Source organism: Streptomyces sp. NBC_00223 (assembly GCF_036199905.1).
GTDB lineage: Bacteria > Actinomycetota > Actinomycetes > Streptomycetales > Streptomycetaceae > Actinacidiphila.
The window spans coordinates 7573747-7594006 of record NZ_CP108109.1 but is presented as its reverse complement, the minus strand read 5'-3'; the positions used below and the strand labels follow the sequence as shown (position 1 = coordinate 7594006).

The following is a 20260-nucleotide window of genomic DNA, read 5'->3' as shown; positions in this document are numbered from 1 at the left end:
GCCGTGGACCCCCGCCCGCGCGGCGCGGTGGCGGCAACAGACGACAGCGACACTTTGACCGACAGGCTGGGACCGATGGACACCACGGACAACTGGATCACCACACCCGTCACCGCGGACCTCCTGCGCGGCGCCCTCGATCTGGAGCGCACCGCGCACGGTGTGCTGCCGCACCGGCTGCCCGCCTGGGCCCGCGCCCAGTGCGCGGACGGGCAGCTGGCCATGGCCGAGTCCCAGCCCTCGGGCGTACGGCTGGTCTTCCGTACCCGGGCCACGGCCGTCGAACTGGACACGCTGGCCACCAAGCAGGTCTACGTGGGCGCGCCGCCCCGCCCGGACGGCGTGTACGACCTGCTCGTCGACGGCCACCTGGCCGGCCGGGCCGGCGTGCCGGGCGGCAACGTCCTGACCATCGACATGACCGCCGGGACCGCCGAGAGGCGACCCGGCCCGGTCGGCACCCTCCGCTTCACCGGCCTGCCCGACCGCGTCAAGGTCGTCGAGATCTGGCTGCCGCACAACGAGACCACCGAACTCGCCGCCCTGCGCACCGACGCACCCGTCGAGCCCGTACCGGCCGGCGGCCGCAGGGTGTGGCTGCACCACGGCAGTTCGATCAGCCACGGCTCCAACGCCGAGAGCCCCACCACCACCTGGCCCGCGCTGGCCGCCCGTCTCGGCGGCGTGGAGCTGATCAACCTGGGCCTGGGCGGCAGCGCCCTGCTCGACCCCTTCGTCGCGCGGACCATGCGGGACACCCCCGCGGACCTGATCAGCGTCAAGATCGGCATCAATCTCGTCAACGCCGACCTGATGCGCCTGCGCGCGTTCGGTCCGGCGGTGCACGGCTTCCTCGACACCATCCGCGAGGGCCACCCCACGACGCCGCTCCTGGTCGTCTCACCCGTTCTGTGCCCCATCCACGAGGACACGCCCGGCCCCAGCCTCCCGGACTTCGGCGACATCAGCGCGGGAAAGCTCGAATTCCGGGCCGCGGGCACCGCCGAGGAACGGGCCGGCGGGAAGCTGACCCTCACCGTCATCCGGGACGAACTGGTCCGCATCGTGAAGCAGCGAGCGGCCAAGGACCCCAATCTGCACTGCCTCGACGGCCGCGAACTCTACGGCGAGGCGGACTTCGCCGAGCTGCCGCTGCCCGACCAGCTCCACCCGGACGCCGCCGCGCACCGCCGGATGGGCGAGCGCTTCTCCGGCCTGGCCTTCTCTCCCGGCGGCCCGTTCACCGCCGAACGCGCCTGAGTCCCGACAGGACCGGGACAGTGCCCAGCCGCCGGAGGAGGAGGACCGCGGCCGCCATGTCCTGACCGCGGCCGTGCGGCCGGTGTCCGCGCCGGTGATCCGGGGTCCGTGATAGGAGGCCCACCGGATTCCTTGGTCCGGTGATGCCCGACCGATAGCGCGACGCGGACCATGGGAGTCCGGAACCGGGCCGCCGGACGCCCGAACCACAGGGCGCCGGCCGGCGGCCGTCACCGGGTTCCCCACGACGACTGGCGGGAGAGCACATGACCAGGCCCCACCCGGCAACCGTGTCCGGCGAGCAGGCCGCCACCGGGTCCGAGGACACCGCGCGGTTCGGCGCCCTGATCCGCGGCCACCGGCTGCGGATCGGACTGACCCAGCGCGAGCTGGCGGACCTGTCCACCATCAGCATGCGGGCCATCCGCAATCTGGAGCAGGGCAGGGCCAGACGTCCCCGGCCGGAGACCATCAGACTGATCGCCGACGCCCTGCGGCTCGGCGACCGGGCCCGGGCCGCGCTCGAATCCGCCGTCCAGCAGCGGCATTTCACGGACCCGGTCATATGTGACCTCTCCGAAGATCCGCCCGCGCCGCCGACCGCGCTCCACCCGGCGGTCGGCCGTGAGGCGGAGACGGCCGTGCTGGTCCGGGAGCTGATCGGCGGGGTGGAGCGGCTGGTCAACGTGGTGGGGCTGAGCGGTGTCGGCAAGAGCCGGCTGGCACTTGAGGTGGCCGACCGGCTGCACGGCGAGGGGCTGCCGGTGCTGTGGTTCGCCTTTCCCGGCGCCGCGCCCGACTATCTCAGCTCCATGGAGAGCGGACTGTCCGCGCTGGTGAGCGGCTGCGTGGCGGATCTGTACGGTCCCGGGCCGCTGTCCGTGGGGGCCGGCGCCGGGTCGGGCGGTGTGGACGTGCTCACCGAACTCGTCGGCGAACGGCAGGTGTTACTCGTACTCGACGGCGCCCCCGCCGAGCCGCCGCGCCCCGAGCGGCTGTCCCGGCTGCTGCGCGACTGCCCCGGGCTGCGGATGCTCGTCACCGGTGACCGTCCCTGGGACGTACCCGGTGAACGCACCTTCCTGCTCGGCCCGTTGGACATACCGCCCGCCCGCGTGACGGACGACCGAGGCTTCACCGCCTTCGGCGACATCCCGGCCGTACGGGTCTTCCTGTCGCAACTGCGCCGGGTCCGGCCCGAGTTCGCGCCCTCCTCCGCCGATCTGGCGCAGGTCGCGGAGATCTGCCGGCGGCTGGACGGGCTGCCCATGGCGCTGGCCGCCGCCGCGTCCTGGCTGATGGTCTACGACCTGCCCACCCTGCGCGACTGCGCGGGCTCCGACCCCGCGCCGCTGCTCGACCACCTCGCGGGCGGCGACGGCGGCCGGTACTTCCGCCAGGCCCTCCACCACCGGCTGCGCCGGCTGCCGGCCGGCCAGGGAGCGCTGCTGGCCGCGCTGTGCGCCAGGCCCCAGGCGGAATTCGACCTGGCCGACGTCGTCGCGCTCACCGGCCGCGCGCCGGGCGACTGCGGCCGGATGGTGCGCGACCTGCTGATCCACGGGGTGATACGGACCGGCCACGACTCCGGCCGCGCCCAGTTCCAGGTGCTGCGGCTGGTCCGCGCCCTGCACCCGGCCGCGCGGGCTGCCGACGGCAGTGCCCCGGTACGGCTGGCTGCCGCCGCGGGCTGAGCTGCTCCCGGAGTGCCGTAGGAAGTGCCGCCCGGCGACCGGCGGCGCGGATTGAATGAGTGCACGAGCTCTTCCCCGTACTTCGCAAGGCCGTGGCGTACCGCTGTCGTTCGTACGCCTCGGTTCCCCGCAAACCGTGGCCCGCGCAAGCCCACCCCGGGTACGCCGCGGCCCGTGAGCCGCGCCTGACGCACGCCCGTACCGCCCGCGCACCCCGTTCCCGCGCCGACCGTCGTCCCTCGCCCGCCCGTGTGCCCCGGCATGCCCGGCGCCCGGGGTACGGCGTCCCCGCAACGCCCCGGAAGGCCGTACCGCGAGCCGCCCCGAGCACGCCGCACCCGTACCCGCCCGCACCCCGCGGATTCCGCCGTCCCGAAGCGGGAAGCGCCCCCGCACCGCCGATGCAGAAGGAGCCACCCATGGCGTCTGACCAGCACACCGCCGACCGGCCCGGCACGGTCCGGCTGCCGCTGTCGGCCGCGCAGCGCGACATCTGGATGGCGCACGACGTGGACCGCACCCGCCGCCGTTACAACATCGGCGACAGCCGGAAGATCCTGGGCCCGATCGACCCGGACGTGCTGGCCGACTGCTGGTACCAGCTCGTCCGCGAGGCCGATGTCCTGCGGATTCGCGGCACCGAACACGACGAGGACGGGATCTGGCAGCTCCTCGACGCCGAACCGGGCGACCGCCGGCTCCCCTTTCTCGACATGAGCGGCGAGGCCGACCCGGACGAGGCGGCCCGTGTGTGGCTGGCGGCCGATCGCGCCCGGCCGGTCGACCTCGCGGTGGGCCCGCTCAGCAGCCACGCGCTGATCAAACTCGCCGACGACCGCTTCGTCTTCTATCAGGGCTATCACCACCTGGTCATCGACGGCCTGGGGGTGGCCCTGATCGAACGGCGCCTCATCGAGCTGTACGAGCAGGCGACCGCCGGTGAGCCCTGGGGGCCGAGCCCGTTCGGCACGATGGCCGAACTCCTCGCCGAGGACGCCGAGTACCGCGCCTCGCAGTCGGCCGCGGACGACCGGGCGTACTGGGCGGAGCATCTGACCGGGCTGCCGGAGACCCCGCGGATCGGCGAGGGCCACACGCCGGGCCCGGCGGTGCCGTTCGTCCGCCGTACGGTCTTCCTGCCCGCGGCCGACGCCGACCGGCTCAAGGCGGTGGCCCGCGGCCGCCGGGCGCCCTGGACGATGATGGTCGTCGCGCTGGTGGCGGCCTACGTCCACCGGGTCAGCGGCCACGACGAACTCGTCGTCGGCCTCCCGGTGACCGCCCGCACCACCGAGCTGAGCCGCCGCACCCCGGGCATGGTCTCGAACGTGCTGCCGCTGCGGCTGGACGTCGACACCGGCCGCACCTTCGCCGAGCTGGTCGCCGGGGTCGTCCGCGAGGTCCGCGGCGGCCTCAAGCACCAGCGGACCCGCTACGAGGACATGTGCCGCGACCTGGGCCTCGGGGAGTCGGAGCGCCGGATCACGGCGCCGCTCGTCAACATCATGGCCTTCGACCCCGGGCTGACCTTCGCCGGCCACCCCACGGTGCAGCGCAACCTCGGCAACGGCCCGGTCGAGGATCTGGCCATCGCCGTCTACGACCTCGGCCCGGACCTCGGCCTGCGCGTCGACTTCGACGCCGCGCCCGACGTCTGCGACCTGGACGCGATCGCCGCCCACCAGGACCGCTTCCTCCGCTTCGTCGACACGGCCCTCGCCGACCCCGACTCCCCCCTCGGCCGGCTGCCGGTCCTCGACCCGGCCGAACGGCGGCTGGTGGTCGAGGAGTGGAACGCGACGGCGGCCCCGATCGAGGACACCTCGCTCGCGGCTCTCTTCGAGCGCCAGGCGGCGCTACGGCCGGACCAGCCGGCGGTCGTCTTCGGCGAACAGACCCTCTCCTACGGCGAGTTGAACCACCGCGCCAACCGGCTCGCCCACCACCTGCGTTCGCTCGGCCTGGGCCGCGGGCAGATGGCCGGGGTCCTGCTGGAACGCGGCACGGACTTCGCCACCGCCGTCCTCGCCACCGTCAAAACCGGCGCCGCCTACGCCCTCCTCGACCCCGAATTCCCCGACGACCGCCTCGCCCGCACCGCCAACGACGCCGGCATCACCATGCTGATCAGCGACGGCACCCACGGCTCCCGGATCGGCGGCGACTGGACGACCGTACGCGTGGACGCGGACCGCGCCAGGATCGCGGCAGCGGCCGACAGCGACCTCGGGGTGACGGTCTCCGGGCTGGACACGGTGTGCGTGATGTTCACCTCCGGGTCCACCGGGCGGCCCAAGGGCATCCTGTCCTCCCACCGGAACCTGATCTCGACCGTCACCGCACAGACCTACTGCACCTTCGGACCGCAGGAAGTCTTCCTCCAGTGCTCGCCGGTCTCCTGGGACGCCTTCTCCCTGGAGTTCTGGGGTGCCCTCCTCCATGGCGGCACCACGGTGTTGCAGCCGGGCCAGCGGCCCGAACCGGTCCACATCACCGAACTGGCCAACCGTCACCGCGTCACGATGCTCCAGCTCTCCTCCAGCCTCTTCAACTACCTCACCGACGAAGCCCCGGAGACGTTCCAGACGGTCCGGATCGCCTATACGGGTGGCGAACCCGCTTCTCCGACGCACGTCCACGCCCTCCACCAGCGGTACCCGGACCTGACCATCACCAACGGCTACGGCCCCGCCGAGTCCATGGGCTTCACCACCACCCACACCATCCCCCGGACCACCACCGCACAGACCACCGTCCCGATCGGTTCACCGATCACCAACAAGCACGCCTACGTCCTGGACACCCACCTCAACCCCACACCCCCCGGCACCACCGGCGAGCTCTACCTCACCGGACACGGACTCGCCCACGGCTACCTCGGCCAACCCACCACCACCGCAACCCACTTCATCCCCAACCCCTACGGACCCCCCGGCACCCGCCTCTACCGCACCGGCGACCAAGCCCACTGGACCCCCAACGGACAACTCCACTACACCGGCCGCACCGACACACAAATCAAAATCCGCGGCTTCCGCATCGAACCCACCGAAATCGAAACCACCCTCACCACCCACCCCCACATCACCCAAGCCACCCTCACCACCCACCCCGACCACCACCACACCCCCCAACTCACCGCCCACATCACCACCACGGAAGCCGCCGGCCTCGACCCCCGCGCCGTACGCGACTGGCTGCGCGAGCGGCTGCCGGAGCACATGATCCCCGCGTATGTCGTCCTGCTCGACCGGATGCCGCTCACCGCCAACGGCAAGGTCGACAAGAGGGCGCTGCCCGCCCCGGTGCTCACCGCCGCCCACGGCCGGGCGCCGCGCACGCCGTTGGAGGAGATCGTCTGCGGGCTCTTCACCGACGTGCTCGCCACGCCGGCCCCGCTGACCATCGACGACAACTTCTTCGACCACGGCGGACACTCCCTGCTCGCCGCCCGGCTCACCAGCCGCATCGCCACCACCCTCGGCGCCCGGCTCACCATCCGCGACGTCTTCCTCCACCCCACCCCCGCCACCCTCACCACCCATCTCGCCACCCGGTCGGAGGGCGCGCAGCGCCCCCGCCCTGCGCTGACGGCCGTCTCGCCGCGCCCGGACCGGCTCCCCCTGTCGTACGCGCAGCGGCGCCTGTGGCTGATCTCCGGCATGGAGGGCGGCGGCGGAACGGCGTACAACGTGCCGCTGTCCGTACGTCTCGACGGTGACCTGGACGTCGAGGCCCTGCGGGCGGGCTTCCAGGATCTGACGGAACGTCATGAGCCTTTGCGTACGGTCTTCGGCGTCGCGGACGGTGACCCGTATCAGCGGGTGCTCTCCCCCGAGGACGCCTCGGTGGTCTTCTCACGCCGAGCCGTCTCGCCGGAGGACCTGGACGCGGAGTTGCGTACGTCGGCGGGTCACGCCTTCGATCTGGCCGTCGAACTCCCCCTGCGCGTCACCCTGTTCGACCTCGGCGGTGACGCGTATGTGCTCCTGGTCCTGCTGCACCACATCGCCACCGACGGGCAGTCGCTGCGACCGCTCTTCGGGGATCTGGCGACCGCGTACGAGGCACGGCGTTCGGGCCGTGAGCCGCAGTGGGCCCAACTCCCGGTACGCTACGCCGACTACGCGCTCTGGCAGCGGCGGTTCCTGGGCGGGGCCTCCGATCCGGACAGCGTGCTCAGCGGTGAACTCGGCTACTGGCGGCGGGCTCTCGCCGAGCTGCCCGAGGAGCTGGGGCTGACGCTGGACCGCCCGCGGCCGGCGGTGGCGAGTCACAGGGGAGGGACGGTACCGCTCGACTTCGGGCCCGAACTTCTCCGTCAGGTCAGCGAGTTGGCGCGGGCCGAGCAGTGCACGCCGTTCATGGTGGTGCAGAGCGCGCTGGCCGCGACGCTCACCCGGCTGGGCGCCGGCACGGACCTCCCGATCGGTTCGCCCGTGGCCGGACGGTCCGACGACGCGCTGGCCGACCTGGTGGGCTTCTTCGTCAACACACTGGTGCTGCGCACCGACACCTCGGGCGATCCGACCTTCCGCGAGCTGCTGGCCCGGGTACGTACCGCCGATCTGGACGCCTTCGCGCATGCCGAAGCGCCGTTCGACGTCGTGCTCGAAGCGGTCAGCCCCGAGCGTTCGCTGGCCCGGCACCCGCTCTTCCAGATCTGCCTCGCCCTGGAGAACGGAGCCGCGCCCGAGTTCGGACTGCCCGGCGCCGGCCTGCGCTCCGGCGAGGTGCGGCCGTTCACCAACGGCTCGGTCAAGTTCGACCTGGAATTCCTGCTCAGCGGCGACGACACACACGGCCTCACCGGCCAAGTGCTCTACGACTCCGCGATCTTTGAGCGCGGGAGCGTCCGGCGGATGGTCGCGATGCTGCGCCGCATGCTGGAGCAGGCCGTCGCCGACCCCGCCCTCACCCTCTCCTCGGCCGACCTGCTCGACCCGGCCGAACGGCGGCTGGTGGTCGAGGAGTGGAACGCGACGACGGCCCCGATCAAGGACACCTCGCTCACGGCTCTCTTCGAACGCCAGGCGGCACTACGACCGGACCACCCGGCGGTCGTCTTCGGCGAACAGACGGTTTCCTACGGGGAGTTGAACCACCGCGCCAACCGGCTTGCCCACCACCTGCGTTCGCTCGGACTGGGCCGCGGGCAGATGGCCGGAGTCCTGCTGGAACGCGGTACGGACTTCACCACCGCCGTCCTCGCCACCGTCAAGACCGGAGCCGCCTACGCCCTCCTCGACCCCGAGTTCCCCGACGACCGCCTCGCCCGCACCGCCACCGACGCCGGCATCACCACTCTCGTCACGGATCTCGCCCATCACCAGCGCGTCGAGGGCCCGTGGTCCGTCATCCGGCTGGACACCGACGCGGACCGTATCGCCGCACAGCCCGCCCAGAACCTGGGCGCTGCCGTGACCGGGCCGGACACGGCCTGCGTGATGTTCACCTCCGGGTCCACCGGACGGCCCAAGGGCATCCTGTCCTCACACCGGAACCTCATCTCGACCGTCACCGCACAGACCTACTGCACCTTCGGCCCGGACGAGACCTTCCTCCAGTGCTCCCCCGTCTCCTGGGACGCCTTCTCGCTGGAGTTCTGGGGCGCACTCCTCCACGGCGGCACCACCGTCCTCCAACCCGGCCAGCGACCCGAACCGGTCCACATCACCGAACTCGCCAACCGCCACGCCGTGACCATGCTCCAGCTCTCCTCCAGCCTCTTCAACTACCTCACCGACGAAGCCCCGGAGACCTTCACCACCGTCCGCGTCGCCTACACCGGCGGCGAACCCGCCTCCCCCACCCACGTCCACAAGCTGCACCGCCTCCACCCCCACCTGACCATCACCAACGGCTACGGCCCCGCCGAATCCATGGGCTTCACCACCACCCACACCCTCGAACGCTCCTCGACACCGACCGGCACCGTCCCCATCGGCGCACCCATCACCAACAAACACGCCTACGTCCTCGACACCCATCTCAACCCCACACCCCCCGGCACCACCGGCGAGCTCTACCTCACCGGACACGGCCTCGCCCACGGCTACCTCGGCCAACCCACCACCACCGCAACCCACTTCATCCCCAACCCCTACGGACCCCCCGGCACCCGCCTCTACCGCACCGGCGACCAAGCCCACTGGACCCCCAACGGCCAACTCCACTACACCGGCCGCACCGACACCCAAATCAAAATCCGCGGCTTCCGCATCGAACCCACCGAAATCGAAACCACCCTCACCACCCACCCCCACATCACCCAAGCCACCCTCACCACCCACCCCGACCACCACCACACCCCCCAACTCACCGCCCACATCACCACCACACCCGAATGCACCACGAGCCCACGGGAGTTCCGCGACTGGCTGCGTACTCAGCTCCCCGAGCACATGGTTCCGGCCTCGATCACCGTGCTGGACCGGATGCCGCTGACCGCGAACGGCAAGGTCGACAAGAGGGCGCTCCCCGCCCCGGTCTTCGCCGCCGCCCACGGCCGCGAGCCCAGGACGCCGCTCGAATCCACGATGTGCGGGCTCTTCACGGACGTGCTGGGCGCGCCGGCCCCGCTGACGATCGACGACAACTTCTTCGACCACGGCGGGCACTCCCTGCTCGCCGCCCGACTCACCAGCCGCATCGCCGCCACCCTCGGCGCCCGACTCACCATCCGCGACGTCTTCCTCCACCCCACCCCCGCCGCCCTCACCACCCACCTGGGCGACATACGACCGCGCCGGGCCAGGCCCGCGCTGCGCCGCCGCACCGAGGCCGGCGCGCTCCTCACCCCCTGAAGCGATCCCGAGCGACCCCCTCAGCGCCCCCGTGAGCAACCCCTGAGCGATCCCCCGAGCCGCAAGGCCCGTCACCGCCGCTCCCGCCACGCCGCGCACCCATCCACGAACGGAGTCCGTCATGAGTCATGCCCAGCACCCGACGCCCGCGCCCGACGACGTCGTATGGGACCTGCCGGGCACGGCACCGCACCGCGTCTCGCTGCTGGTGCTGCCGCACGCGGGCGGCAACGCCCACGCGTACGCGCAGTGGCGGGAGTTCCTGCCCGCCGACGTGCGGCTGCTGATCGGCCAGTACCCCGGTCGCGGCGCGCGTTTCTCCGAGCCGCTGCCGCTGGACATCGACGACCTGGCCGCGCCCGTCGTCGCCTCGCTGCCCGCCGACACCGAGGAGTTGGTGGTGCTCGGGCACAGCATGGGCTCGCTGGTGGCGTTCGAGGTGGTCAGAAAGCTCCAGGCGGCCGGGCGCACCCCCCGGGCGCTGATCGCCTCGGCGTGCCGGGCGCCCTTCCTGCCCAACCCGAGCGTCGTGCGGCCGGAGTCGCTGGACGACGACGCCCTGGTCGCCGCCATCAAGGAGCGCGGCGGCACCGACGACGGCATCCTGGACGAGCCCGAGCTGCGGGAGATCGTCCTGCCGTCGATCCGGGCGGACTTCGCCATCGACGACGTGTACCAGTGCCGCGAGCCCGGCGTACGTGTCGACTGCCCGGTGACCGTGATCGGCGGCACCGCGGACCCGGTCGTTCCGGTCGAGGCGCTGACGCACTGGGCCGAGATCACCGGCAGCGGCTTCGCTCTGGAGATGCTGCCCGGCGGCCACTTCTACTTCCAGCAGCAGCTCGACGCGTTCTTCGCGCTCGTGAACCCCGTCCTGGACGGCGAGTTCGCCCAGCCGCAGACCGTCTGAGCGGCCCCACCCCGTTCCCCCATCCCTCACTTAAGGACGCAGCCCATGCCCGCCACCGCACAAGCCACCGCCACCGTCACCGCCGCGGCCGCGTTCCCGACGGGGATCGACCCCGTACGGAAGCCCGGCAAGCCCGTCGTCGTGCACGTCCCGCACTTCGACGACCTGGAGCCGGCCGTCGGCTGGCTGGACGACCACCGGGACGCGATCCAGGCCGAGTTGCACCGCTCGGGGGCCGTGCTGCTGCGCGGTCTGCCGGTCGAGGACGCCGCCGGGTTCGCCCGTGCCCGTGACGCGCTCATCCGGCAGCGCGCCGGGTACAAGGAGAAGGCCACCCCGCGCACCGACTTCGGCGAGGGCGTCTTCTCCTCGACCGACCTCCCGGCGATCCAGCCGATCCGGCTGCACAACGAGAACAGCTACACCCTGGACTTCCCCGGCGTGCTGCTCTTCGGCTGCGTCATCGCGCCCGAGGAGGGCGGCGCGACGACCGTCGGCGACATGCGCGAGGCGCTGCGGCAGCTGCCGCCGGAGCTGGTCGAGCGGTTCGCGCGGGCCGGCTGGCTGCTGGTGCGCAACTACTCGGAGCTGGCCGGGCTGCCCTGGTACAAGACGTTCGCCACCGAGGACAAGGCCGTCGCCGAGGCGTACTGCCGCGAGAACACGGTCGGTTACGAGTGGCTGGACGACGACAGCATGCTCACCCGGCAGCGGCGTTCGGCGATCGTCACCCACCCGGTGACCGGTGAGCGCTCCTGGTTCAACCACTTCGCCTTCTGGAACAGCCGCACCCTGGACCCGGACGTCCGCGAGGTGCTGGTCGAGACGTACGGCGAGGACGGGCTGCCGTTCAACACCTACCTGGGCGACGGCAGTTCGCTGACCGACGCCGAGGTCGACGCGATCAACGAGGTGTACGACCGGGTGACCGTCCGCGAGACCTGGCAGCGCGGTGACCTGATGCTGGTCGACAACATCCTGTGCGCGCACGGCCGTGAGGCGTACAAGGGCGACCGCAAGATCCTGGTCGCGATGGGTGAGCCGGTCGCGCTGGCCGACTGCCGTCCGCAGACCGCCCCTTCGACGACCGTGTTCGGGGAGTGAGCGCGATGACCGCCGTACTTCCTGAGCGCACACGGCAGTTCACCGACCAGGCGCCGGTGGATCTGCTGGACCGGCTGGCCGCCGTGCCCGCCGACCGGCCGGCCGTGGTGGCGGGCGACCGTACGCTGACCTTCGGGGCGCTGCGGGCCGAGGCGGCCCGGATCGCCGGGCGGCTGACCGCGCGCGGCATCGGGCCGGAGAGCGTGGTGGCGCTGAGCCTGCCGCGCGGCGCGGACCTGGTGGCGGCGCTGATCGGCACGCTGGCCGCGGGCGCCGCGTATCTGCCGGTCGACCCCAAGCTGCCCGCCGAGCGCCGCCGTTACCTGGTGACGGACGCCGCGGCCGACCTGGTGGTGGTCCCGGGGGCGGACACCGCGCCGCTGAGCGCGGACGTGCCGCACCTCGCGTACGCGGAGCTGGCCGGGGGCACCTCTGCCGCGCCCTTCCGCCCGGTGCCGGTCACGGCCGGCACGCTCGCGTATGTCATCTACACCTCCGGTTCGACCGGGCGCCCCAAGGGTGTCGAGATCGTCCGGTCCGCGGTCTCCGTACTGCTGACCGAGCTGGAGGACGCGGGCATCGCCGTCACGGAGGCGGGCCGGGTCGGCTGGAACGCCTCGCCGTCCTTCGACGCCTCGGTGCAGCAGTGGATCCGGGTGTGCCGCGGCGACACCCTCGTGATGATCGACGAGGAGACCCGGGCCGACCCGGAGCTGCTGGCCCGGCTGGTGGACGAGCAGGCGCTGACCGATCTCGACATCACGCCCTCGCACGCCGACCCACTGCTGGACCTGCTGTCGGCCGACGGCGGGCACCGGCCGATGACGCTGCTGATCGGCGGCGAGGCGATCAGCCCCGCGCTCTGGCGGCGGCTCGCCGAGCAGACCGAGGCGGGTGTGCTGCGCGTGGTGAACCTCTACGGACCCACCGAGTGCACGGTGGACACCACCGCCGGGTGGATCGCGGCCGGTGACGAGCCGCACATCGGTACGGTGCTGCCGGGTCTGCGGGCGCGGCTGCTGGACGACAAGCTCCAGCCGGTCGGCTTCGGCGAGACGGGTGACCTGTATCTGGCGGGCCCGCGGGTCGGCCGCGGCTACCGGCGGCGCCCTGCGCTGACGGCGGAACGCTTCGTCGCGGACGCGGGCGGCCCGTCCGCCGCGCTCCCCGGGCAGCGGATGTACCGCACGGGCGACCTGTGCCGTCTCCTGCCGGACGGCCGGCTGGTCTATCTGGGCCGGGCGGACGGGCAGGTCAAGCTGCGCGGCCACCGGATCGAGCTGTCGGAGATCGAGGCCGTGATCGCCGGGTACGAGGGGGTCGCCGAGTCCGCCGTGCTGGTGCGGGACGAGGTGAACGGCGCGCCGGGCCTGGTGGCGTACTACCGGGCCGGGACCACCGCCGTGGACGAGGCGGGTCTGCGCGCGCGGCTCGCCGAGGAGCTGCCCGCGTACATGGTGCCCTCGGCCTTCGTGGCGCTCGACCGCTTCCCGACCACGCCGAACGGCAAGCTGGACCGGGCCGCGCTGCCCGCCCCCGCCGCCGCCGGTCCCGGGCCGGAGGAAGCCGCGAAGGACGAGCTGAACGGGCCGGTCGAGGAGCTGATCGGCCGGGTCTGGCAGACCGTGCTCGGCGCGTCCCGGATCGGGCCCGACGACAACTTCTTCAAGCTCGGCGGGCACTCGCTGCTGGCCATCAAGCTGGTGTCGCGGGTCCGCGCCGAACTGGGCGTCGGGCTGCCGGTGAAGGCCGTCTACGCGCACCCGCGACTGCGTGAACTGGCCGCGCACATCGAGGGCTTGATCGCCGGGAGCGCGGCCCCCGGGGCATAGCGCTCGACGCGCCGGGGGCGTGCTCCGCGCACGCCCCCTCGCCGACCCGGCTGCCCTTCGGGCCTGGGCCCCGGCTTCCCCCTTGAGCCCGCCCTTCTTCCCCCGTCCCGCTCCGCCCACCCCCGGAGACTGACCGTGATCCCGTTGTCCTTCGCACAGCGCCGGCTGTGGTTCCTGAACCGGCTTGAGGGCCCGTCCGCGACGTACAACGCGCCGGTCGTGCTGCGGCTGGACGGCGTGCCGGACGCGGACGCCCTCGACGCAGCCGTCGCCGACGTGGTCGCGCGGCACGAGGTGCTGCGTACCGTCTTCCCCGCCGCCGACGGGGAACCGTACCAGCGGATCCTGGACGCCCCCGGCGCCGGCCTGCTGAGTGTCGGGCGCTGCGCGCCGGACTGGCTGGACGCGCTGGTGGCCGCCTACGCCCGTGAGACGTTCGACATCACCGCCGAACTTCCGCTGCGGGCACGGCTGTTCGTGCCCGAGGGCGGTACGTCGTCGGTGCTGGTGCTGCTGCTGCACCACGTCGCCACCGACGGCTGGTCGGTGGCCCCGCTGCTGCGCGATCTGTCCACGGCGTATGCCGCCCGCGCCGACGGGCGGGCGCCCGCGTGGGACGCGCTGCCGGTGCAGTACGCCGACTACACGCTCTGGCAGCACGAGATGCTGGGCGACCCGGCCGACCCGCAGAGCGTCGCCCATGAGCAACTGGCTTACTGGCGAGGCGCGTTGGAGGGCCTGCCGGACGTCATCGAGCTGCCCGCCGACCGGCCGCGCCCGACCGGGCCGACACACCGCGGGGTGACCCTCACCGCCCGGGCGGACGCGGACGCGCATCGCGCGCTGCTGGCGCTGGCCAGGGCGCGGGGGGCGAGTCTGTTCATGGTGGTGCGCGCGGCGCTCGCGGTGGCGCTCTCGGCGGCGGGCGCGGGCGACGATCTGGCGATCGGCACGCCGGTCGCGGGCCGCCCGGAGGAGGATCTGAACGACCTGGTCGGCTTCTTCGTCAACTCGCTGGCCCTGCGCACGGATCTGTCCGGCGACCCGACGGCCGACGCGCTGGTGGACCGGGTGCGTGACGCGGACCTGGCCGCGTACGCCCATGAGGATCTGCCGTTCGACCTGCTGGTCGAGCATCTGAACCCGGAACGTTCTCTTGACCGGCATCCCTTCTTCCAGGTGATGCTGACCCTGCTGTCCGCCGAGGACGACGCCGCGGTGGCGCTGGGCGGGCTGACGGCCCGGCTCGCGGCGGCCGATCTGGCGGCGGCGAAGTTCGATCTGACCTTCTCCTGCGCGGAGGCGTCCGGCGCGGACGGGGAGCCGGCCGGGCTGGACCTCGGCGTGCAGTACGCCGTGGACCTCTTCGACGACGGGACCGCCCGGCTGCTGCTCGATCTGCTGCTGCGGGCGCTGCGGGCTTTCGCGGCCGACCCGGACGTGCCGATCAGCGCGCTGGGGCTGCTGTCCGACGCGGAGGCGGCGGGGCTCGCCGAGCGCCGGCGGCGGCTGGCGGCGGCGAAGGCCGTGGCGGCGGACGGCCGGGCGGAGGCGGAGGCTGTTCCGTCCGCCGGTGCGCTCACCCCTCGTGAGGAGATCCTGTGCGGGCTGTTCGCGGAGGCGCTGGGCCGCGAGCACATCGGCCCCGACGACAACTTCTTCCGCAGCGGCGGCCATTCGCTGCTCGCGAGCAAGCTGGTCAACCGTGTCCGGGCCGCGCTCGGCGTGGAGTTGGGCATCCGCGACCTCTTCCTCGCGCCGAACCCGGCCGGACTCCACCGCCGTATCGGCGAATTGGACGGGTCGGCGGCGGCCAGACCCGCGCTGCGACCGGTCCCGACCGCCGAACGGCCCGCGCGCGTCCCGCTGTCGTACGCCCAGCGCCGCCTGTGGTTCATCAACGAACTCGAAGGGCCCGGCTCGGCGTACAACGTGCCGATCGTGCTGCCGCTGGACGGTCCGCTGGACCCGGCGGTGCTGGCCGACGCCCTCGCGGACGTCGCCGAGCGGCACGAGGTGCTGCGCACGCGCTATCCGGCGGAGGGAGGCGAGCCGTACCAGACGGTGGTGGCCGGGGCCCGGCCCGCGCTGGAGACGGTCGAGACCAGCCAGGAGAGCCTGGCGGCGGCGGTCGACGCGGTGGCCGGGCATGTCTTCGACCTGGCGGGCGAGATCCCGTTCCGGGCCTGGCTGCTGGACCCGGGCCCGGGCGCCGGTTCCGGCGGCCGGACGCTCGTGCTGCTCCTCCACCACATCGCCGCCGACGGCTGGTCCACCGGACCGCTGCTCGCCGACCTCGCGCGGGCGTACGAGGCCCGGTCCGCCGGTCGCGCGCCCGGTCTCGATCCGCTGCCGGTGCAGTACGCCGACTACACCCTCTGGCAAAGGGAGTTGCTGGGCGACGACCAGGACCCGGACAGTCTGATCACCCGTCAGATCGCTTACTGGTCCAAGGCCCTGGACGGCCTTCCCCCGGTCGTCGACCTTCCGGCCGACCGGCCGAGGCCCGCCGAGCCCAGCGGACGGGGGGCCACGCTCAGCGCCGGCCGGCTGAGCGCGCGCACCCACCGCGGCCTGCTCGCGCTGTCCAGGACCGCCCGCGCGACGCTCTTCATGGTGGTCAGGTCCGCGCTGGCCACCGCCCTGTCGGCGGCGGGCGCGGGCGACGACCTCGCCTTCGGCACACCCGTCGCGGGCCGCGCCCACCAGGACCTGCACGAGTCGGCCGGGCTGTTCGTGAACACCCTGGTGCTGCGCTCCGACCTGTCGGGCGCGCCCACGCTCCGCGCGCTGGTCGAGCGGGCCCGGGAGACCGACCTGGCCGCGTACGCCCATGACGACGTGCCGTTCGATCTGCTGGTCGAGCATCTGAACCCGGACCGCGCGCTCGGCCATCACCCCTTCTTCCAGGTGATGGTGACGCATCATCAAGGAGAGACAGCCGCCGTGTCGCTGGGCGCCGCGTCGGCGCGGCCGACGTCGACGGATCTGGCGGCGGCGAAGTTCGACCTCACCTTCCACTGCGGCGAGGCGTACACCGCGGACGGCGAGCCGGCCGGGCTCGACCTCGGCGTGCAGTACGCGGTCGACCTCTTCGACGAGGAGACCGCGCGGCTGCTGCTCGACCTGTACGTACGGGCGCTGGAGTCCTTCGCGGCCGCCGCGCCCGACGCGCCGGCCGGGGAGTTGGTCGCGCTGACGCCGGAGGAGGAGGCGGGGCTCGCCGCGCGCCGGGACCGGCTGGCCGCAGCAGCCGTGCCCGACGCGCCAGCCGCCCGCAGTGGCGTGGGGATGGACCCGCGCGAGGAGATCCTGTGCGGGCTGTTCGCGGAGGTGCTGGGCCGCGAGCACATCGGCCCCGACGACAACTTCTTCCGCAGCGGCGGCCATTCACTGCTCGCCAGCAAGCTCGTCAACCGGCTGCGTACGGTCCTCGGCGTGGAGGTCGGCATCCGTGACCTCTTCCTCGCGCCGACCCCGGCCGGGCTCCACCGCCGTATCGGTGAACAGGACGCGTCGGCGGCGGCCAGGCCCGCGCTGGTCCCGGTCCCGCCCGCCGAACGGCCCGCCCGTATGCCGCTCTCCTACGCCCAGCGACGCCTGTGGTTCGTGGGCCAGTTGGAGGGGCCCAGCGCCACGTACAACATCACGGTCGTCCGCCGGCTGGACCGGCGGCTGGACCCGGCGGTGCTCGCGGACGCCCTCGCGGATGTCGCCGAGCGGCACGAGGTGCTGCGCACGGTCTACCCGGTGGTGAACGGCGAGCCGTATCAGCGGGTGCTCGACGGAGTACGGCCCCCGCTCACGGTCGAGCGGATCGCGGCGGGCCGGCTCGGGGCTGCGGTCGACGCGGCCGCCGGGCATGTCTTCGACCTGGCGGCCGAATTCCCGTTCCGCGCCTGGCTGTTCGACACGGACGGGGACGAAGGGCAGACGCTCGTCCTGCTGATCCACCACATCGCCGGTGACGGCTGGTCCCTCGACTGCCTGCTCGCGGATCTGGGGTACGCGTACACGGCCAGGGCCGCCGGAAGCGCCCCCCGCCGGGAGCCGCTGTCCGTGCAGTACGCCGACTACACGCTCTGGCAGCGCGCGATGCTCGGCGAGGGCGACGAGAGCCTGATGGAACGTCAACTCGGCTATTGGACGAAGACATTGGCGGAGCTTCCGCCGGTCATGGAGCTTCCGGGCGACCGGCCGCGGCCCGCCGAGCCCAGCGGGCGGGGCGCGCTCACGCCCTTCGGGCTCGACGCGGCCACGCATCGCGGGCTCGCCCGGGTCGCGCAGGAGAACGGTGCCACGCTCTTCATGGTCGTGCAGGCCGCGCTCGCCGCCACGCTGACGCTCCACGGCGCGGGCGACGACCTCGCGCTCGGTACGACCGTCGCCGGGCGCGGCGACGACGCGCTGAACCCGCTGGTCGGCTTCTTCGTCAACACCCTGGTGCTGCGCACCGACACACGTGGCAACCCGCCCTTCACCGAGCTTCTGCGGCGGGTGCGGGACACCGATCTGGCCGCCTACAGCGCGCAGGACGTGCCCTTCGACCGGCTGGTGGAACATCTGAACCCGCACCGGTCGTCCGCGCACCACCCGCTGGTGCAGGTCATGCTCCAGGTACACCCGGCCGCCTCCGCGCCGGAGGGCCAATCGCCGCTCGCCGGGGTCCAGTTGCCGGTGGGGGCGGACCGCGCGAAGACCGATCTGACGTTCGCGCTCACGGAGTCGCGGGACGCGGCCGGGGCGCCGGGCGGGCTGTCCGGAGTGCTGGAGTACGCCACCGATCTCTTCGACCCGGCGACTGCCGAACTGCTCACCGAGCGGCTGGCGTTCACTCTGCGGGCGGTCGCCGCCGACCCCGGGCTCGCGCTGGACGATCTCGCCCCCGGCGGGCCGGCGTCCGCGGCCCTTCTGCCCGGTCCCGGCCGGCCCGTGCACGAGCTCTTCGCCGACCGGGCCCGCCGCACGCCGGACCGGATCGCCGTCTCCCACCGGGGTGACGCTCTGACCTATGCCGAACTGGAGGCCCGTTCCGGCGTGTTGGCCCGGCGGCTGGTCCGGGAGGGGATGGACGCGGGCGAGGTGGTCGCAGTGCTGCTGGAACGCGGCACCGAGCAGGTCGTGGCGGCGCTCGCGGTCCTCAAGTCCGGTGCGACACCCCTTCTGTTGAGCCCGGGGCCCGATCTCGGGCGGGCGCTGGACGCGGCGGGCTGCGCGGTCCTGCTGACCCGGCGGTCGCTGTCCCGCTCCGGGGGCGCCCCGCGCGTGCTGTATCTGGAGCGGCTGACGGCCGGCTCCGCCAGGGGAGTTCGGCTGCCCGCGGTCGACCCGCTGGACGCGGCCGCGGTGTGCCTGGCCGTGGACCCGGCGGGCGAACCGTACGCGGTGCGTCTCACCCACCGTACGCTGGCCGCCTCGCCGCCGCCCGACGCCCCCGGCATCGGCTTCGCGGTCGGCGCCGAGGAGTTCGTACGGTCGCTGTGGGGGGCGCTGCTGTCCGGCGGCACGTGCGCGCTGGGTCCGGTGCGCCCGTTGTCCGGCCTGACGCCGGCCGGGGCGGCGGTGCTGCTCGACCACCGGCTGCGGCCGGTCCCGCCGGGGATCCCCGGTGAGGTGTATCTGCGCGGCGCGGCCGCCGGTGACGGCTTCCCGCTGCGGCCCGGCGCGACGGCGGGGACATACGTGCCCGATCCGTACGGGGCCCCGGGCGACCGGATGGTACGGACCGGCGAGCGTGCGGTGTTCGGCCGTGACGGTGAGCTGCGCCGGGCCCTTCCGGCGCACGGGAGCGACGACCTGATCGGCGGTTACCGCATGGACACCGCCCGGGTCGGGGAGCTGCTGGCCCGGCACCCGGGGGTGGCGGCCGCGGCCGCCGTCGTACGGGAGGACGAGCCGGGTGAGCGGCGGCTGATCGCCTATGTCGTACCGCGCGGCGCGGCGCCTGCCGAGGCCGAGGTGCAGGCGTGGGCGGCGGAGCGGCTGCCGGAGTATCTGGTGCCGTCCTCGGTGGTGGCGTTGGACGCGCTGCCGGTCGGCCCCGACGGGCGGCTCGACCGGCGGGCTCTTCCGGCGCCCGGGGAGGCCGAGCAGCGGGGTGCGGCCGGTCGGCCGTACGGGCGCTGGGAGGAGCCGCTGTCCCGGCTGTTCAGCGAGGTGCTGTCCGGCAAGGAGGTGGGGGCGGACGACAACTTCTTCCGGGTCGGCGGGCATTCACTGCTGGCGGTGCGGCTGGTGAACCGGGTCCGCGCGGAGCTGGGCAAGGAGATCACGCTGCGGGACGTCTTCCGGCATCCGACGGTGGCCGCGCTGGCGGAGTGGTTCGCGGCAGCGGCGGCGGAGGGGCCTGCCGGTGGCCCGGCGCCCGAGGCGGACCGCCCCACGCTGCGGCGCCGTACGAACGGGGGAGCGCGCCTCCGCACGTAACGCCTCCGGCGCGGACACCCCTACGACCCCGGCCCCGCCGCCTCGCGGGGCCGGCGCCCCTCGGAGCAACGCCCCCGCCCCCGGCCCGCCACCCCTTCCCGGCGGCCGGGGGCACCCGCGCGCCCGCCTTCTGCCACCCCTCAGTCCCGCAGCCGCGGCCCATAGCTCCGCGTCACCAGGGCCGCGCTGACCCGCAGGGCAACGGTCCCACCCGTCACGGGGGCACCC

Annotated in this window: 6 protein-coding genes and 1 pseudogene; all 7 read left to right on the top strand. The window is 73.3% G+C overall.

Translation table 11 applies throughout. From position 1 onward, the window contains the following. Positions 1-75: 75 nt before the first annotated feature. Entirely contained in the window at positions 76-1260 is a 1185-nt protein-coding gene (locus OHA30_RS32255; protein WP_328917400.1) for a GDSL-type esterase/lipase family protein, read from the top strand. A gap of 266 nt (positions 1261-1526) precedes the next feature. Continuing rightward, a complete protein-coding gene (locus OHA30_RS32250; protein WP_328917399.1) occupies positions 1527-2954 on the top strand; it encodes a helix-turn-helix domain-containing protein in 1428 nt (475 codons plus the stop codon). Between the two features lie 419 nt (positions 2955-3373). Next, complete coding sequence (locus tag OHA30_RS32245; RefSeq protein ID WP_328917398.1) at positions 3374-9760, top strand: non-ribosomal peptide synthetase; 6387 nt, start codon at positions 3374-3376, stop codon at positions 9758-9760. 121 nt (positions 9761-9881) lie between these two features. Then, entirely contained in the window at positions 9882-10670 is a 789-nt protein-coding gene (locus OHA30_RS32240) for a thioesterase II family protein (protein WP_328917397.1), read from the top strand. Between the two features lie 45 nt (positions 10671-10715). Then, positions 10716-11774, top strand: a complete 1059-nt coding sequence (locus OHA30_RS32235) for a TauD/TfdA family dioxygenase (protein WP_328917396.1) — start codon at positions 10716-10718, stop codon at positions 11772-11774. Positions 11775-11779: 5 nt separating this feature from the next. Next, positions 11780-13606 carry a non-ribosomal peptide synthetase gene (locus tag OHA30_RS32230; RefSeq protein WP_328917395.1) on the top strand — a complete coding sequence of 609 codons (1827 nt, stop codon included), beginning with the start codon at positions 11780-11782 and terminating at the stop codon, positions 13604-13606. Positions 13607-13744: 138 nt separating this feature from the next. Continuing rightward, positions 13745-20032 (top strand): annotated as a pseudogene (locus OHA30_RS32225) (condensation domain-containing protein); the annotation flags it as partial. Positions 20033-20260: the final 228 nt, after the last annotated feature.

Coding starts and splice junctions, on each gene's coding strand:
- OHA30_RS32255 (WP_328917400.1), top strand. CDS start 76: ATGGACACCACGGACAACTGGATCACCACACCCGTCACCGCGGACCTC.
- OHA30_RS32250 (WP_328917399.1), top strand. CDS start 1,527: ATGACCAGGCCCCACCCGGCAACCGTGTCCGGCGAGCAGGCCGCCACC.
- OHA30_RS32230 (WP_328917395.1), top strand. CDS start 11,780: ATGACCGCCGTACTTCCTGAGCGCACACGGCAGTTCACCGACCAGGCG.
- OHA30_RS32240 (WP_328917397.1), top strand. CDS start 9,882: ATGAGTCATGCCCAGCACCCGACGCCCGCGCCCGACGACGTCGTATGG.
- OHA30_RS32245 (WP_328917398.1), top strand. CDS start 3,374: ATGGCGTCTGACCAGCACACCGCCGACCGGCCCGGCACGGTCCGGCTG.
- OHA30_RS32235 (WP_328917396.1), top strand. CDS start 10,716: ATGCCCGCCACCGCACAAGCCACCGCCACCGTCACCGCCGCGGCCGCG.